Origin of the sequence: Streptococcus sp. A34 (assembly GCF_043674115.1) — a bacterium.
GTDB lineage: Bacteria > Bacillota > Bacilli > Lactobacillales > Streptococcaceae > Streptococcus > Streptococcus suis_V.
Window position 1 is genome coordinate 1 of record NZ_JBIMJM010000039.1, and the last position, 17,626, is coordinate 17,626.

Annotated in this window: 15 protein-coding genes and 1 pseudogene; 9 read left to right on the top strand and 7 right to left on the bottom strand. The window is 45.4% G+C overall.

The features are described 5' to 3' along the window. Positions 1 to 269: 269 nt before the first annotated feature. Positions 270 to 1,835, top strand: coding sequence for an ABC transporter substrate-binding protein/permease (locus ACHBGV_RS08850; protein WP_394736149.1), 1,566 nt, complete (start codon positions 270 to 272; stop codon positions 1,833 to 1,835). Then, positions 1,828 to 2,568, top strand: coding sequence for an amino acid ABC transporter ATP-binding protein (locus ACHBGV_RS08855; RefSeq protein ID WP_105111539.1), 741 nt, complete (start codon positions 1,828 to 1,830; stop codon positions 2,566 to 2,568). The genes ACHBGV_RS08850 and ACHBGV_RS08855 overlap by 8 nt, the downstream gene beginning before the upstream one ends. A 347-nt stretch (positions 2,569 to 2,915) precedes the next feature. Here ACHBGV_RS08855 and ACHBGV_RS08860 read toward each other — a convergent pair whose 3' ends face one another. The 6 genes from ACHBGV_RS08860 to ACHBGV_RS08885 form a co-directional block, all read right to left on the bottom strand. Further along, entirely contained in the window at positions 2,916 to 3,125 is a 210-nt protein-coding gene (locus tag ACHBGV_RS08860; RefSeq protein WP_024391394.1) for a hypothetical protein, read from the bottom strand. Positions 3,126 to 3,211: 86 nt separating this feature from the next. Then, a complete protein-coding gene (locus ACHBGV_RS08865; RefSeq protein ID WP_394719450.1) occupies positions 3,212 to 4,090 on the bottom strand; it encodes an SPFH domain-containing protein in 879 nt (292 codons plus the stop codon). Between the two features lie 40 nt (positions 4,091 to 4,130). Continuing rightward, a complete protein-coding gene (gene ilvA / locus ACHBGV_RS08870) occupies positions 4,131 to 5,381 on the bottom strand; it encodes a threonine ammonia-lyase IlvA (RefSeq protein ID WP_172009864.1) in 1,251 nt (416 codons plus the stop codon). Positions 5,382 to 6,053: 672 nt separating this feature from the next. Next, the gene (gene ilvC, locus ACHBGV_RS08875; RefSeq protein ID WP_105118310.1) at positions 6,054 to 7,076 is read right to left on the bottom strand and encodes a ketol-acid reductoisomerase; all 1,023 of its coding nucleotides are present in this window, start codon (positions 7,074 to 7,076) and stop codon (positions 6,054 to 6,056) included. 192 nt (positions 7,077 to 7,268) lie between these two features. Continuing rightward, the gene (gene ilvN, locus ACHBGV_RS08880; protein WP_105111535.1) at positions 7,269 to 7,745 is read right to left on the bottom strand and encodes an acetolactate synthase small subunit; all 477 of its coding nucleotides are present in this window, start codon (positions 7,743 to 7,745) and stop codon (positions 7,269 to 7,271) included. Beyond that, positions 7,738 to 9,480, bottom strand: a complete 1,743-nt coding sequence (locus ACHBGV_RS08885) for an acetolactate synthase large subunit (RefSeq protein WP_394736150.1) — start codon at positions 9,478 to 9,480, stop codon at positions 7,738 to 7,740. The genes ilvN and ACHBGV_RS08885 overlap by 8 nt, the downstream gene beginning before the upstream one ends. A gap of 182 nt (positions 9,481 to 9,662) precedes the next feature. On the opposite strand from ACHBGV_RS08885, the gene ACHBGV_RS08890 reads away from it, so the two are divergent. From ACHBGV_RS08890 to ACHBGV_RS08920, 7 genes are all read left to right on the top strand, one after another. Beyond that, positions 9,663 to 10,715: a glycosyltransferase gene (locus tag ACHBGV_RS08890; RefSeq protein WP_394736152.1), complete on the top strand. Its 1,053-nt coding sequence runs from the start codon at positions 9,663 to 9,665 to the stop codon at positions 10,713 to 10,715. Continuing rightward, positions 10,702 to 11,640, top strand: a complete 939-nt coding sequence (locus tag ACHBGV_RS08895; protein WP_394736153.1) for a phosphodiester glycosidase family protein — start codon at positions 10,702 to 10,704, stop codon at positions 11,638 to 11,640. The genes ACHBGV_RS08890 and ACHBGV_RS08895 overlap by 14 nt, the downstream gene beginning before the upstream one ends. Beyond that, the gene (locus ACHBGV_RS08900) at positions 11,621 to 12,028 is read left to right on the top strand and encodes a hypothetical protein (protein WP_105111531.1); all 408 of its coding nucleotides are present in this window, start codon (positions 11,621 to 11,623) and stop codon (positions 12,026 to 12,028) included. Before ACHBGV_RS08895 ends, ACHBGV_RS08900 begins: the two co-directional genes overlap by 20 nt. Positions 12,029 to 12,190: 162 nt before the next feature. Beyond that, positions 12,191 to 13,903: a dihydroxy-acid dehydratase gene (gene ilvD, locus ACHBGV_RS08905; RefSeq protein WP_394736154.1), complete on the top strand. Its 1,713-nt coding sequence runs from the start codon at positions 12,191 to 12,193 to the stop codon at positions 13,901 to 13,903. Between the two features lie 152 nt (positions 13,904 to 14,055). After that, positions 14,056 to 14,799 carry a polyphosphate polymerase domain-containing protein gene (locus ACHBGV_RS08910; protein WP_394736155.1) on the top strand — a complete coding sequence of 248 codons (744 nt, stop codon included), beginning with the start codon at positions 14,056 to 14,058 and terminating at the stop codon, positions 14,797 to 14,799. Further along, positions 14,783 to 15,454 carry a DUF4956 domain-containing protein gene (locus ACHBGV_RS08915; RefSeq protein ID WP_394736157.1) on the top strand — a complete coding sequence of 224 codons (672 nt, stop codon included), beginning with the start codon at positions 14,783 to 14,785 and terminating at the stop codon, positions 15,452 to 15,454. Before ACHBGV_RS08910 ends, ACHBGV_RS08915 begins: the two co-directional genes overlap by 17 nt. A gap of 21 nt (positions 15,455 to 15,475) precedes the next feature. Continuing rightward, on the top strand, positions 15,476 to 16,639 hold the full coding sequence (locus ACHBGV_RS08920; RefSeq protein WP_394736158.1) for a carbohydrate-binding domain-containing protein: 1,164 nt from the start codon (positions 15,476 to 15,478) through the stop codon (positions 16,637 to 16,639). A gap of 612 nt (positions 16,640 to 17,251) precedes the next feature. Here the strand turns inward: ACHBGV_RS08920 and ACHBGV_RS08925 are convergent. Next, positions 17,252 to 17,482 (bottom strand): annotated as a pseudogene (locus ACHBGV_RS08925) (IS5/IS1182 family transposase); the annotation flags it as partial. Between the last annotated feature and the right edge of the window lie 144 nt (positions 17,483 to 17,626).

Below are 17,626 nucleotides of genomic sequence, written 5' to 3' on the forward strand. Positions count from 1 at the left end.
TGTTGATGTTATGCAGTTTTCTCAAAGTAACTTCTGAAAGAAAGAGAACTAGAACTTACTTTGAGAATTTACCATTTCTTTAAAACCAATCATGCTCTAGATACTTTAGACATTATACCACGAAAGATGAGAGAAACAAAGAGCCAAATATAGTTTGATGCTATCGCTCAAAGAACATTTATACAATAATTGTGAATAAAAAAGCAATCGTATTGAAATTTTTCAGAATTTTTTATACAATGGTACAATACATTTTATAAGGAGATATTATGAAACATAAACTCAGTATTTTCCTGCTGACCATACTGGCTGTTTTTTCAGTCACTACAGGCGTTCGTGCAGATGAATACCTGCGTGTCGGGATGGAAGCTGCCTATGCACCTTTCAACTGGACCCAGGAAGACGACAGTAACGGTGCTGCCCCTATCGAAGGGACCAACCAATACGCTAACGGATACGACGTGCAAATCGCCAAAAAGATTGCAGAATCCATGGACAAGGAACTCTTGGTGGTCAAAACCAAGTGGGAAGGTCTGGTTCCAGCATTGACTTCTGGTAAGATTGACATGATCATCGCCGGGATGAGCCCAACAGAAGAGCGCAAGAAAGAAATCGCCTTTTCTGACAGCTACTACACTTCCATTCCGACATTGGTCGTTCGTGCAGATAGTCAATATGCAACAGCCAGCAAACTGGCTGACTTTGCAGGTGCAAAAATCACTGCGCAACAAGGTGTATACCTCTACGACCTGATTGACCAGATCGAAGGCGCAAACAAGCAGACAGCCATGGGGGATTTCTCGCAAATTCGTCAGGCCCTGGAGGCTGGTATTATTGATGCCTACGTGTCTGAGCGTCCGGAAGGCCGTACCGCTGAGGCTGCTAATAAGGCTTTCAAGATGGTCGAGCTTTCAGAAGGTTTTGAAACCAATGCCGAGGACGTGACCATTGCAGTCGGTATGCGTAAGGATGATGCACGACTTGCACAGGTCAACCAAGTCCTTGCGACCATTTCTGAAGACGACCAAGTTGCATTGATGGACAATATGATTGAAAATCAGCCGGTCGAAGAAGTAACCGACGCGCAACCAAGCTTCTTTACACAGGTCTGGAACATCATCGTCAACAACTGGCAACAACTCCTACGCGGAACTGGTATGACCCTCTTGATTTCCATCTTGGGTACCATCATCGGTACGCTAATTGGTCTTTTGATTGGTGTCTTCCGCACTGCTCCAAAAGCTGAAAACAAGGTCGCTGCTATGGGACAAAAAGTTCTCGGTTGGCTGATTAATATCTACATCGAGGTATTCCGTGGTACCCCAATGATTGTACAATCTATGGTTATCTACTACGGTACCGCCCAGGCCTTTGGGCTTAACCTAGACCGCACTCTGGCAGCTATTTTCATCGTTTCTATCAACACTGGTGCCTACATGAGTGAGATTGTCCGCGGTGGTATCTTCGCTGTTGACAAGGGGCAATTTGAAGCAGCAACTGCGCTTGGATTTACCCACAATCAAACCATGCGTAAGATTGTCTTGCCACAGGTTATCCGCAACATTCTCCCAGCTACTGGTAACGAATTTGTCATCAATATCAAGGATACATCTGTCCTCAACGTTATCTCTGTGGTTGAGCTTTATTTCTCAGGAAATACTGTCGCGACCCAGACTTACCAATATTTCCAAACCTTCACTGTGATTGCCATTATCTACTTCATCTTGACCTTCACTGTAACCCGCATCCTGCGTTCTGTCGAAAAACGTTTCGATATGGACAATTACACGACAGGTGCCAACCAAATGCAAATCGAGGAGGTTCCACATGTCTAATACCATCCTGGAAATCAAGAATCTGAAAAAATCCTACGGTCAAAACCAAGTCCTCAAGGACATTTCAGTAACCGTTGAAAAAGGCGAGGTTATCTCCATTATCGGCTCTTCCGGTTCTGGAAAATCAACCTTCCTCCGTTCTATCAACCTTTTGGAAACACCGACGGAAGGCACCATCCTCTACCACGGTCAAGACGTTTTGGCCAAGGGCTATGACCTGACCACCTACCGTGAGAAATTAGGCATGGTTTTCCAATCCTTTAATCTCTTCAACAACCTCAATGTTTTGGAAAATGCTATCGTGGCCCAAACGACCGTTCTCAAACGTGACCGCGCTGAAGCAGAGAAAATTGCCAAAGCCAACCTCAACAAGGTCGGCATGACCGAGCAATACTGGGCCGCTAAACCAAGCCAGCTCTCTGGTGGACAAAAGCAACGGGTAGCCATTGCACGCGCCCTGTCAGTCGATCCAGAAGTTATTCTCTTCGACGAACCAACTTCTGCCCTTGACCCAGAAATGGTGGGTGAAGTTCTCAAAACCATGAAAGAATTGGCCGAGTCTGGCTTGACCATGGTCATCGTGACCCACGAAATGGAATTTGCCCGCGACGTTTCAGACCGTGTCATCTTCATGGACAAGGGCGTCATCGCCGAAGAAGGCACACCTCAACAAATCTTCGAAAATCCAAAAGAAGAACGAACCAAAGAATTCTTGAAACGTTTTCTCGGTTAAGCTTTGATACCAGCTCTAGCTGGTATTTTTTTGGACTCCAATACACTTCAAAGCAAACCTGGCCCCTGTTACCACAGTATGAAGCCTGGGAGTCACTGCCTTCAGGACACATCTTGTTGGCCCCCTTTTTCCATCCTACTCTATTCCCCCGATTGCGGTGTTATACTCAACTAAAATCAAAAAGAAAAGGCGCTAGGACTGAGGCAACAGTTCTAGCACCTAAACTTTAAAAATTTCAATTACAGTATAGTACAGGTAGTGATTTTTTGCACTTTTTTACTGTTTTCCAAATAGAAAAGAGAGGCATAGACCTCTCTTTCTTGTTTTTCTAGGTAAGTTTACCTAGATTAGTTTTCAAATTTTTTGTGGTTTTTGTCGTAAAAATCAATCAAGCCCAAAGCTGTCGCGAATGAGATGTTGTCGATTTTTGCACGTCCTTGTGCAAGAGCGATAACTGACATTTCACGAGCGTTGGTCTCTTTACTGATACGGTAACCAGTGATTTTCTTTTCACGTACCCAGTTTACAACTGCGGCAACTTTTTCGTAACTAGTCATGAGAAACCCCTTTCCTTTTTATTCGTGCAATTAAGTATAATACAGCTATGCTCATTTTGTCAAGTAAAGTATTCGGTTTTTACCAATTATTTGACAGAAAGAGCTGACAATATTTGAGTGCGAATGTCTTCAACACCCTCCGGATTGCCCGGTAAGAAGATTGTATTATTACCTCCTTGTGCAAAATTATTTAAGGTATCCAAGTATTGGTTGGTCAACAAGATAGACATAATCTGCTCTTCTGACATGCTGACGTTGGAATCTTTCAATTCACGGATAGAATCTGCCAAACCGTCAACAATAGCCTTACGCTGTTGGGCAATACCCACACCGTGCAGGCGGTCTTTTTCAGCTTCTGCCTCTGCAGCAGTGACAATTTTTATCTTGTCTGCCTCTGCCAATTCTTGGGCCGCAACCCGTTTCCGCTGGGCTGCGTTGATTTCGTTCATGGATTGCTTAACCTCTGCATCTGGCTCAACCTTGGTAATCAGGGTCTTGACAATGACGTAGCCGTAGGTGGACATCTCTTCTGCCACCTGCTTCTGCACTTCCAGGGCGATCTCATCTTTTTTCTCAAACAATTCATCCAGAGTCAATTTAGGCACAGATGAGCGCAGGGCATCCTCAATATAGGACTTGATTTGAGCCTCTGGGTGCATGAGCTTGTAGTAGGCATCTGTGACGTTATTTTCATTGACCCGGTATTGGGTCGCCACATTCATGGTCACAAATACGTTATCCTGGGTCTTTGTCTCAACCACGATTTCACTTTGCAACATCCGAAGCTGAATACGAGCTGCAATGACATCCACACCGAAAGGAATTTTAAAGTTAATCCCTGAGGTAGACGTTTTTTGGTACTTACCAAACCGCTCGACAATAGCCACCGTCTGCTGCTTAACCACATAGAGGCCAGAAATAATCAAAATCAAGGCCAGAAGCAGGACGAATAAGAGAGTAAACATAAACAATATAGGTGCCATAATAACCTCCTAAGCTAACATCTTACACCAACATTTTATAGAGTGAGTCATTTTCGTGCAAATTGATATATTGTGGGTCAAAATCTTCCAAGCGCTGAATAAAGTCCGCATAGTCATTCTTATCGCCCAAAGCAATCCCGATGAGAACTGGACCTGTTCCCTTATTGGCCCGCTTGATATACTCAAACCGTGTAATGTCATCATTCGGTCCGAGAATATGGTTTACAAATTCGCGCAGGGCACCCGGCCGTTGGGGGAAATTGACGACGAAATAATGCTTGATTCCCTCGTAAATCAGAGCTCGCTCTTCCATTTCTGGCATGCGGTTGATGTCGTTGTTACCACCTGAAATGATACAACAGATGGTCTGCCCCTTGATTTGGTCCTTGACAACCTCAAGTGCAGCAATAGTCGCAGCACCAGCCGGTTCAGCGACAATTCCCAATTTAGAATAAAGGTCCAAAATGGTTTCTGAAATCCAACCCTCATCAACACCAATCAGCTTGTCTACATGTTTACGAGCAATTTCGTAGGTGCTTGCACCGACCTTTTGAACAGCAATTCCGTCCGCAAACTTGTCAATTTCAGTTAGCTTAACAGGTCTTCCCTTATCAAAAGCAGCCTTCATCGAACGTGCTCCGCTAGCCTCAACACCTACAATCTTGATGCCTGGTGCCTGTTCCTTCAAATAAGCCGAAACACCTGCAATCAGACCACCACCACCAACGGGAACCAAAATCTGATCAAAATCAATCGATTGTTCCTGGGCCTCGTCCAAGATTTCGTAGGCAACAGTCCCCTGACCTGCCTGAACATTATCATCATCAAAGGGATCGATGAAGGTTTTTCCACTTTCCTGGGTATAGTCTTGAGCAGCCTGAGCCGATTCATCAAAAGTATCACCCACCAAGCGAATGTCCACAAATTCCCCACCAAAGAACTTGACCTGACCGATCTTCTGCTGCGGCGTTGTAATGGGCATGAAAATTGTAGCAGGAATCTGCATTTCCTGGCAGGTATAGGCTACTCCCTGGGCATGGTTGCCCGCTGAAGCACAGACAACCCCTCGCTCTTTTTCCGCATCCGTCAATTGGGAAATAGCGTAATAAGCCCCTCGAATCTTGAAGGAACGGACCCGCTGCTCGTTTTCCCGTTTGATATAAATATCGGCTCCATAACGCTCAGACAGGTAACGATTATAGTCTAGCGGTGTCTTAACCACCACATTTTTGAGAACAGAATAGGCCTGCTCAATGTTCTTTGCTGAAATCATATTGCACTTATTTCTTTCTATTATAAATATTGTACCAAAAATCCTGAAATAAACATAGGATTTATAATCAAAATTCACAAATATTTTTTATTTTCTCAGAGTGGTCAAAAGAGCTGGCAAGCCAGCTCTTTACTATTCTTTGACCAGAACCCCGAGACTTCTAATTCAATTAGAGCTACCTAACTCTACGATTTCGAGATTGGACTTCAACAGTTTGGGGAGCTGTTGAAGGTTGGATATAGAGTTTGTCGGTAGACAAACTTCCCCAGGCCTCGCTATCGAATTTCTGGGCAAGGGTTAAAAAAGTCCACTGGACTTTCCTCGCTTTCCAGTTTTCAAGCTCGGACTAAAACAGTCCCCCTCAACTACCTTGCTTTCGTATTTCTAGGCAAGGGCTAGAATAGCCTATCCGCAGGCTGCCTCGCTCTCTTGTTGTCAAGCGAGGGCGTATGGTCGCTCTCACATTTCTAGGCGACCAGCTGAAAGAGTCTATCCCCAGACTCTTTCACTCCCCCGGACTTACCTCGCTTTCTCGTTTTTGGGCGAGGGCTAAAACAGTCCACTCAACTGCCTTGCTTTCGTATTTCTGGGCAAGGGCTAGAATAGCCTATCCGTAGGCCTGCCTCGCTTTCTCGTTTTTGGGCGAGGGCTAAAACAGTCCACTGGACTGTTTTAGTTATAAATCTTGAATGAATCGTCGTCGTTGCGGCTGACGAATGGCATTGCTTTGCGGAGTTCTGCTCCGACTTTTTCGATTTCGAGTCCTTCTGCTTCTTTGCGGTATGCTTCCATACGTGGACGACCTGCCTTATAGTCATTTACAAAGTCATTTGCAAATTTACCAGATTGAATATCTGCAAGGACTGCTTTCATGTTTTCTTTAACTTGGTCTGTAATTACACGTGGGCCTGATACATAGTCACCAAATTCAGCAGTGTTTGAGATAGATTGGCGCATTTTCTTGAAGCCACCTTCGTAGACAAGGTCAACGATGAGTTTCATTTCATGGAGCACTTCAAAGTAAGCCAATTCTGGTGCATAACCCGCTTCTGTCAAGACTTCAAATCCAGCCTGCATCAGAGCTGTCAAGCCACCGCAGAGAACTGCTTGCTCACCAAACAAGTCTTCTTCTGTTTCTTCTTTGAAAGTTGTTTCCAAAAGACCTACACGAGCCGAACCAACGCCTTTTGCCCAGTCCATAGCGATATGCTTGGCATTGCCAGTTGCATCTTGGTAAACAGCATAGAGGGCTGGCACACCGAAGCCTTCTTCAAAAGTACGGCGAACCAAGTGACCAGGTCCTTTCGGTGCACACATGAAGACATCCACATCTGCTGGTACCTTAATAAATTCAAAGTGAACGTTGAAACCGTGGGCGAAACCAAGTGCATTTCCCGCTTCCAAGTTTGGAGCAATCTCTTCATTGTAAAGGTCTGCTTGGATTTCGTCTGGAGCCAAAATCATGATAACATCGGCTTGCTTAGCAGCCTCTGCTACTTCGAAGGTTTCAAAACCGTCTTCTTTAGCCTTGTCAAATGACTTACCAGCACGCACACCGATGATAACATCGTGCCCTGTATCACGCAAGTTTTGCGCATGGGCATGGCCTTGTGAACCATAACCGATAACGGCGATACGTTTGCCGTCAAGTGCTGCTACTGTTACATCTTTTTCATATTGCATTGCTACTGCCATTTGTTAATCTCTTTTCTATTTTTTTACTTATAAATTCGGATGTTCAAAGAAAATGAACATTCTGTAATTTTGTCTATCATGTGCATCCCTAGTTGCTCAACTTTCTTTTAATTCTAGGCAGTGAGGCGAAGGCTATACTGAGGTATGCCAAGCCGAGCTAACGACGAAGCAAAAGACAAGTGAGTGACTAGGTTAGTCACGACTGAAACCAGTTGCCCCTGTCCTAGCAATGTTCTTAATGCCATAAGGCTGAATCACACGCAGGAGGGCGTCAATCTTGTCTCCGTCACCAGTCATCTGAATGGTAATGGAGTGAGGTGCCACATCGACAACGCTGGCACGGAAGGGTTGGATAATGGCTAAAATTTCTGCCCGCTTAGCTGGCGGAGCAACGATTTTAATCAGAATCACTTCCCGTTCCAAGTGCGGAATGTCTGTCAAATCGCGGACACGGACCACATCAATCAAGCGATTGAGTTGCTTGATAATTTGTTCCACTTCGTCCATGGTCGCAACATCAACGATGACCGTTACCCGAGAAATACCTGCAACTTCGGTCGGGCCGACTGAAATGGATTCAATATTGATTTGGCGCCGGGATAGGACACCTGTAAAGCGGTTGAGGACACCTGAAGAATTTCGTAATTTTGCTGTTAACATTCTACGCATTGAACTTCACCCCCAACATTTCCGCATTGCTCTTGCCGGCTGGTACCATTGGCACCACATGTTCGGCCTTGGAGATATGGACCTCAATCAGCATTGGTTTGTTTTCCAAGATGACCTTCATATCTTCTGCCAAGGTCGCCGGATTGTCAAAACTGTAATGGCTGATACCATAGGCTTCCGCTAGGAGCTGGAAGTTTGGCTCTGCATCAAATACTGACTGACTGCGACGTTCTTCATAGAAGGATTCTTGCCACTGACGAACCATACCCAGGGAATGGTTATTAATCAAGACAACCTTGATGGGCACACCATAGCCATTGAGGATAGCCAATTCCTGGTTGGTCATCTGGAAACCACCGTCACCGACAAAGACTACAACTTCCTTGTCTGGATTGGCTAGTTTAGCGCCGATTGCTGCTGGAATTCCGAATCCCATAGTCCCCATGCCGCCCGAAGTAATCAGCTGGCGCTGGTGCTTGTAAGGATAGAATTGAGCCGCCCACATCTGGTGTTGTCCCACATCTGTCACGATGATAGCATCGCCATTTGTCAATTGACCAATCAGCTCGATAGCTGCTTGTGGCTTGATAAAGTTGGCATCTTCCTCATACCAGAAAGGTGCTCGACGCTTGTTGTCCAAGACCTGCTCCGTCCAGTCAGCATAGTCTGTCTCAACGGTTTCGCATTTCAACAGGGCTAGTAAGGTCGCTTTGGCATCTCCGACTACTGGAATTGCCGTCTTCATGACCTTGCCAATCTCTGCTGGGTCAATGTCCACGTGCGCAATAGTCGCATTAGGCGCATAGGTTGTCGGATTTCCCGTCAGGCGATCATCAAAACGGGCACCGATGTTGATAATATAATCCGCATCATTCATAGCCATATTGGCTGAGTAAGTTCCGTGCATGCCACCCATAGCTAGGGCTAATTCGTGTTCAATTGGCATGGCTCCTAACCCAAGCAGGGTTGAAACAACAGGCAAGCGGTATTTCTCTGCAAAAGCAATCAATTCTTCCTGGGCTTCTGCATAGTTGACCCCACCACCAGCCAAAATCACTGGCTTTTTGGCCCGACTGAGCTGCTGGAGAATTTTCTTGACCTGCAAACCATTTGGCGCTACCGTTGGTTGGTAACTTGGCAAATGAACCGTCGGATCGTGATAGGCTTCAACAATTCTTTCCTGGATATCCTTTGGCACATCGATGACTACTGGACCTGGACGGCCTGTGGTCGCAATATGATAGGCTTCTGTAATCACTCGAGGAATATCTGCTGTGTCCCGAATCTGGTAATTGTATTTGGTGATTGGCATGGTCATACCAATGACATCGGCCTCCTGGAAGGCATCCTTACCGATACCGCGCGTCGCAACCTGTCCTGTGAAAACCAGAAGAGGCACGCTGTCGCCCATGGCATCCGCTATCCCTGTAATGGCATTAGTTGCCCCTGGTCCAGATGTGACGATGGCTACGCCCACCTTTCCTGATGATTTGGCATAGCCTTCCGCCTCGTGGACCGCTCCTTGTTCGTGACGAGCCAAGACGTGCTGAATCCCCTCGTATTGATAGATAGCATCATATAAGGGGAGGACTGCCCCACCTGGATAGCCAAAGACCAGGTCCACACCCAATTGATGCAAGCTATCTAAGATTAAATAGGAACCTGAACGCGGTTGATCTAATTGGATTTCTTGCACATGTATTCCTCCTCTCTGCAATGTTGTATCTACTATCATAACACATGGAACTTAAATGTCAAGGAATATTCTGAAAATTCCTACATTTGTTCGTTTTCCTTATTTCAAGCCGAAATCTTAAACCAAACTTAAGTCAAATCAAGATGTAGGCTATTTTCAGATTTCTTTCAGAAAACTCCTCTATAGTGGGTGTATAGCAAAAAACGAAACGAGGTATTCCCATGTATTATGTCATCATCCCCGCCTATCAGCCAGATCAGAAATTACTGGAGCTATTGAACGCTATGAAGCATCGGCTCAATTGTAAGATTATTGTAGTTAACGACGGAAGCACTGAAGCTTCGAAAGCCATCATCGAGCAAGCTAGTTCCTACGCAACCGTTCTTCACCACGAGCGTAATTTAGGAAAAGGCCAGGCCTTGAAAACTACTTTTCAATATATTCAAGAACGTGACTCCAATTCTGTCATCGTAACAGCTGATGCGGACGGCCAGCACTCCGTCAACGATATGGATAGAGTGGCCCGGGCTGCTATGAATTTGCCCAATCACTTGGTTCTGGGAGTCCGTCAATTTAGCAATGATGTGCCTTTCCGCAGTCGTTTTGGTAATAAGCTGACCCGTCTACTCTTCCGCCTTCAAACTGGTGTCAAGGTTAGCGATACCCAGACTGGTCTACGTGCCTTTCATTCCAAGCTCCTGCCCTTTATGCTGAAAATCGAAGGCCAACGTTATGAGTACGAAATGAATATGCTGACTCAAGCTAGCCAAGAGTTCCCCATTACCGAGGTTCCCATTCAGACCATTTATATAGATGATAATGCTAGCTCGCATTTCCGACCTATCAAGGATGGCTTACTCATCTACAAAAACCTCTTCAAATTTGCCCTGGCCTCACTTGGCGGCTTTCTGGTAGACTACGGTGCCTATGCCCTGCTTATCGCAAGTTTGACTGCTCTGCCCTCGGGTATTCATATCCTCATTGCTAATGGCTTGGCTCGTCTTACCAGCTCTCTGTCCAATTATTACCTCAATAAAAAGTTGGTCTTTCAAAGCGAGCAGAGCGTCCAAACTACTGGCCTCGGTTATTTGACCCTAGCTTTGGCCCTCTTCATCTGCGACACCTCTCTGATTTATATTTTCCACCAACTATTTGGATTGAATCTTTATTTGGTGAAAATCACAGTTGGCCTTTCCCTCTTTTTCTTCTCTTGGTATATTCAAAAACATATTATTTTCAATGAAAGGAAGGCACTTGCCCATGAAATTGCTTAAAAAACCCTTCATATACGCATCACTATTCGGTACATTACTCACTGGTGGTTTCACCTACTCCATGCTCAAAACCTTTGTCCTCTCTGAAGTTATTACAACAGTAGAATCCACAACGACAACCGCTGCAGCGACGACAAATTCCAGCACAGCAGCAAGCAGCACCGCTGTAACAACCGCAACTAATGTATCAACAACAGATACCTCTTACTCTGATGACAATATTCAAATTACACTTGAAACCATCACAACCAACAATACGACAGTATATGTAGCAGATATTCAAGTTAGCTCAGCTGAATACTTGAAAACAGCCTTAGCACAAAATACTTATGGTACCAACGTCACAGCCAAAACATCTGAAACCGCTGCGGCCAACAATGCCATCTTGGCGGTCAATGGCGACTACTACGGTGCCAACTCAACAGGTTACGTCATCAAAAACGGTGTCCTCTACCGTGATACCGTCCGTGACAATGCTTCTTATGGTGACTTGGCAATTTATGCTGACGGCTCATTTGAAATTATCTATGAAAATGAAATAACAGCTCAAGAGTTAATTGACAAAGGAGTTGTCAACTTGCTCGCCTTCGGACCAACCTTGGTAGAAAACGGTGAAATCGTGGTGGATACTTCAACAGAAGTTGGACGGGCCATGTCTTCCAACCCTCGTTCAGCCATTGGTATCATTGATGAAAACCACTATATCATCGTTGTGGCAGACGGTCGTACTTCTGAAAGTGAAGGTCTATCCCTCTATCAACTGGCAGAAGTTATGAAACAATACGGAGCAACAACTGCCTACAACCTAGACGGCGGTGGTTCATCAACCCTCTACTTCAACGGACAAATCATTAACAATCCAACAACAAACGGAAATACTATTTCAGAAAGGGCGGTGAGCGACATTGTCTACATCGGCTACTAATACAGAAAACAAACGCACTATTCGCACATTTATCACTTATTTAGCACTAACATCCTTCCTCTTCATCTTCAGTCGGGTCTATGAAAGCCTCAGTTATGGAGAAACAGCTTTCCATATGCACTATCTGTTCTGCGTAACCCTAATCGGTGGAAGTCTTCTACTTGGCTTGATGACCATCCATCGCACACTCTCTCGCCTGACCTATAATCTCTGGAATTCAGGTGTTGCAACCATTACAGCAGGTTTTCTCCTCCGTGGTATCATCAACCTGTCCGGACGGTCTACAACCCTGGATCAACCTTACTGGTATGTCGGGGCTGGATTCCTGACTCTAGCTGCAATCAGTCTCTTCATCAAGCAGGCCAAAACCGCTGCTCCAACAATATAATTTCAATATAGTGAAGCAGTTCCCCGCTAATATATGGGAGCTGTTTCCTTTTGTTTTCAAAAAATTCAGAAATTTCCCATTATTTGTCAAATCCTTTTTCATATCCCTCATAACTATGGTATAATAAGAAAACCAATCACTAGAAAGATAGGGAGAAGAGAAATGACAGATAAAGATACACTTAAAACCCTTCGTCACCGTAGCTCTGTTTACGATTCGATGGTCAAATCACCCAACCGTGCCATGTTGCGTGCCACAGGCATGACGGATGATAGCTTTGAAAAACCGATTGTTGGAGTTATTTCAACCTGGGCAGAAAATACACCCTGTAACATCCACCTTCACGACTTCGGAAAATTAGCCAAAGAAGGGGTCAAAGATGCTGGCGCTTGGCCAGTTCAATTCGGTACCATCACCGTTGCAGACGGAATCGCTATGGGAACTCCTGGTATGCGCTTCTCCTTGACTTCACGTGATATCATTGCAGATTCTATTGAGGCAGCTATGGGAGGGCACAACGTGGATGCCTTTGTCGCAATCGGTGGCTGTGATAAAAACATGCCTGGTTCCATGATTGCCATCGCCAACATGGACATTCCAGCTGTTTTTGCCTACGGCGGAACCATTGCACCAGGTAATCTCAATGGTAAAGACATCGACTTGGTATCCGTTTTTGAAGGAATCGGAAAATGGAACAACGGTGACTTGACAGCTGAAGAGGTTCGTCAAATCGAGTGTAACGCTTGCCCTGGACCTGGTGGTTGTGGTGGTATGTACACTGCCAATACCATGGCTACTGCCATTGAGGTCATGGGCATGTCTATTCCTGGCTCTTCTTCTCACCCTGCTGAATCTCCTGAGAAGAAGGCTGACATTGAAGAAGCTGGTCGTGCTGTTGTCCGCATGTTAGAACTGGGCATCAAGCCGTCTGACATAATGACTCGCGAAGCCTTTGAAGATGCTATCACTGTTACCATGGCACTCGGTGGCTCCACCAACGCTACTCTTCACTTGCTAGCCATTGCTCACGCTGCAAACGTTGACTTGACCTTGGAAGATTTCAATGATTTCCAAGAGAAAGTACCTCACTTGGCTGACCTCAAGCCTTCTGGTAAGTATGTTTTCCAAGACCTCTACAATGTCGGCGGTGTACCAGCAGTTATGAAATACTTGCTGAAAAATGGTTTCCTGCATGGCGACCGTATCACTTGTACTGGTAAAACCATCGCAGAAAACTTGGAAGATTTCGCTGATTTGACACCAGGTCAAGACGTCATCATGCCGCTTGAAAATCCAAAACGTGCAGATGGACCACTCATCATCCTCAAAGGTAACCTTGCTCCTGAAGGTGCCGTTGCCAAGGTTTCTGGTGTGAAAGTCCGCAACCATACAGGTCCAGCCAAGGTCTTTGATTCTGAAGAAGAAGCTATCGAAGCAGTCTTGACTGACGAAATTGTAGATGGCGATGTAGTCGTTGTCCGCTATGTTGGACCAAAAGGTGGTCCTGGTATGCCTGAAATGCTGTCCCTTTCATCTATGATTGTAGGAAAAGGCCAAGGCGACAAGGTAGCCCTTCTGACAGACGGTCGCTTCTCTGGTGGTACTTATGGTCTGGTTGTCGGCCATATTGCTCCTGAGGCTCAAGACGGCGGTCCAATTGCCTACCTACGTACAGGCGATTTGGTAACGGTGGACCAAGATACCAAAGAAATCACCATGCACGTTTCTGACCAAGAAATCGAAGAACGCAAGAAAACAACTGTTATTCCACCTCTCTACAGCCGCGGTGTGCTCGGAAAATATGCCCATACCGTATCGTCCGCATCCAAAGGCGCTGTCACAGATTTCTGGAATGTCGACCGTTCAGGAAAATAACCTATTTACTCCATTTTTCCCTATCCTCGTGATGGGGGATTTTTTTCGCCCAAAATTGAATTTTAAGCTTTCTTTAATATTTCTTTCAGTTTTGTTTAATATTTGACCTTTATACTAACAAGCATCAGCACAATAGATTGGAGAGGTCTTATATGAAAACCACTATCAGCCAAAAACAATTCAAACGTAGGGAAACTAAATACATCCTCAGCAAAGCAACTTGGAGACTCTTCCTCCGCGATGCCCAGCCCCATCTCCTTGCAGATGACTACGCTCATTCAACCATTACCAGCATTTATTTTGATAATGAGGATTTTGACATGGTGCAGGATGCCTTAGCCAAAAAGCATCAGCGTGAAAAGGTTCGGATTCGGCTCTACGATGCTCAGCCTCATGCCAACAGCACCGCCTTTTTGGAAATCAAGAAAAAAATCGATGGCATTGGTTACAAGTACCGACTGGAATCAACACCGCGCATTATTCAATATTTCCTCCGTACAGGTTTGCGCGACAGCAGCCTGCCAGACCAACCTGTCTGCCAAGAAATTCAATCGCTTCGGAAACGGTATAGCAATCTCTATCCGAAAATTCTCATTCGCTATGAACGCCAGTCCTTCAAGGGGCTAGAGGATCCAAAACTCCGCTTGACCATTGACCAAAACGTTACCTATTCAGACAAACGTCCGGCGCTTAAATCAGCTTCAAAAGAAAAGGTCCTGCTGGACCCTGACCTAATGATTATGGAAATCAAAGCAGCTGAGACGATTCCAGATTGGCTATCCGCGCTCCTTGAAAAGCACGCCATTGAGAGAAAATCCTTCTCCAAATACGGAACGGCTTACCGCCTCGCAACTAGCCCAGAAAAGGAGTTGATAGCCTATGCACCTATTCGATAGTATCTTATCTACCACCAGCTCCATCGCCCTGCAAATCAGTTTAATTATGGGGATCAGCTTGGTGCTGGGTTATCTACTGGCAATGACCTACAAGCACAAATCCAGCTACAGCAAGGAATTTGTCATAACTTTGACCCTGATGCCAACCCTGATTGCCTTTATCATCTTCTTGGTCAACGGCAGTCTGGGGACTAGCTTAGCAGTCGCTGGGACCTTTAGTCTCATTCGCTTCCGCTCTGCCTCTGGCTCTTCCAAAGAAATGCTGGCAGTCCTACTGGCTATGGCCATCGGATTAGCAACAGGAACCGGTTATCTGGGACTGGCCAGCCTCCTGACGCTCGTCATCTGCGGCGCCATGCTCTTCTTTGAAACTGTGAATTTTGGTCAAACCGATCACAGGAGACGCCACATTCTCCTAACTGTTCCCTTGGATTTTGATTACCAACATTTTTTCAAGAAGGTCTTCAAAGCAGCTTGTAAGGAGGAAGAAATCCTATCCATTAGCTACAAAAAGAAAAAGCAGGCACTGGTCCTCGAATATTCTCTGGTTTTGGAATCAAGCATCTCAGACCAAGCCTTGACAAAATCCATTGTCGAAGCCAATCCACTCAATTTCATTGTCAATAAACAGACACCTAAAAAGAAATATTTATAAAGAAAGAAGGAAATCATTATGATGAAAACTAAGACGAAAAAACTACTCACCTCTGGCATTGCCCTCCTCACTATCGCTACGCTAGCCGCTTGTTCTTCTGCCCAAGGACAGACCCAAACCAGCAAGACGATTGCCAACAGCCAAGTAACGACGATCAATTCAAGCACGAGCAACACCGCAAGCACTTCTAGCATTGATTGGTCATCACTCCCTAGTCAAGAAGTTACCTTGTCTGACGAGGGCTTGACCATCACTGAAGGCGGAACCTATATTCTAAGCGGTTCGACGACAAAAGGTGTAACCATTGACACTCAGGAAAATGTGCGTTTGATTTTGGCCGGAGCTACCATTTCTAGCACAGATACCGCAGCTATCAATGTCCTATCTGCTGATAATCTTGAAATTAACTTGCAAGATGGCACCGAAAATACTGTCTCAGACACTAGCACTCATTCCGATACAGATATTGAAGGGGCTATTCATTCGGAGTCGGATTTAGTTATCACTGGCAATGGTAAACTGACCGTTGAAGGCAATTTCCAAGACGGGATTGTCTCTACCGATGACTTGACCATCGAGGCTGGAAATATTACGGTAACAGCTCAGGATGACGGTATTCGCGGTAAGGATTCATTGACCATCACAGGTGGTAGGATTGACGTGATGGCAGGTGGCGATGGTATCAAGGCGACAAACGACGAGGATACTACGAAAGGAAATACTACTATAACGGGAGGAACTATCACTGTCACAGCTGGTGACGACGGTATCAAAGCCGAATCTGCCTTGACCATTGAAGATGGTTCGATTAAAGTAACTGAGTCAACCGAGGCCTTGGAAGGAACCAATATCACTATCAATGGTGGAACCTTGGATGTTTATGGTTCTGATGATGCCATCAATGCTGCAAGCGATACAGCCAGCGATATCTTCATCAAGGTCACCGGGGGTGATTTGACCGTTGCTGTCGGAAATGGCGATACGGATGCCTTTGATTCCAATGGTGATTTGATCATTTCTGGTGGCACCATTGACATAACTGCACCTACTTCAGCCTTTGACTTTGACGGTTCCGTCTCCTTTACAGGTGGAGATGTCACGGTCAATGGCCAGAAACAAACTGAAATTGTCCAAACCGGCCCCGGCGCAATAGGGGGCGCACCTGGAGGTCGCGGTGGATGGTAATCGAGTAGGGACTGGGCAAAAAAGCCTAGCACCACTTTTCAGAGTTCGTGTCAACATCTCAGCGCAGTGGTTGATTGGCAGATTTGTTCGTGTTCTACACTCCAAATCTGACCTAATCAACTATGCGGGGGTGGGAAGACGAACTCTTTTTTAACTAGTCGAGTTCTTTCCCACTCCCTCTCACACCACCGTGCGTGCCGTTCGGCACACGGCGGTTCAACTAACTTTTAACGCATGTCGTTTTAGATAATAATCTAGGCAAGAAACCAGTCCACGTTTAGCGAGGACTGGTTTTGATATGGCACGTTTCAGTACCAACCTCTGAGCCACTATTTGATACGACTACCTTTTTGGACTTTGGTGTTCTTTGCCACCTTATCCGCTATATACGCCTTTATATCACGTTTCTGTTCGTAGTGCTACGATTTCACTATCCCTTCCTCTGACGGTCTTGGTTTCTAGCGTCAGACTTAAAACGGTCCCTCTCCAGACCGTTTTAATCCACTACCTCACGATAGTCAGGCTTGGGAGTTGCTATTGGGTTCACCGGTAGCGGGTGCCCAGCCATACTTATCACAGGCAACTTGGGCAGAATAAGCAAATACCTCCTTTGGAACGAATACCATAGAAACACTGAATCATAGGGTTTTTGACCAGCATAACAGGGTCAAGACTAAGACGACCATTGTCAGACGAATAGGCTTCTTCGACTAAGCCGTAGATAAAATCAAAATCGATAACTTTATCAACTTGGCGCTGGAAATGATCTGCAGGCACAAGCTGGTCAAGGCTATAGAAACCGTACTGATTGCAGTTATAGTCAGGTTTTTCTTTGTGTAGCATAGGAGAACCTCACAAGTCCTTTTTATTATATTATACTCCTAAACACGAAGAAAAGCCCTTAGAAAATGGCTCTATAATTTCTGTAGTGGGTAAATCCACTGTAGAGATTATGTAGCCTTTTTGAGTGTATACAAAAAATCCCAT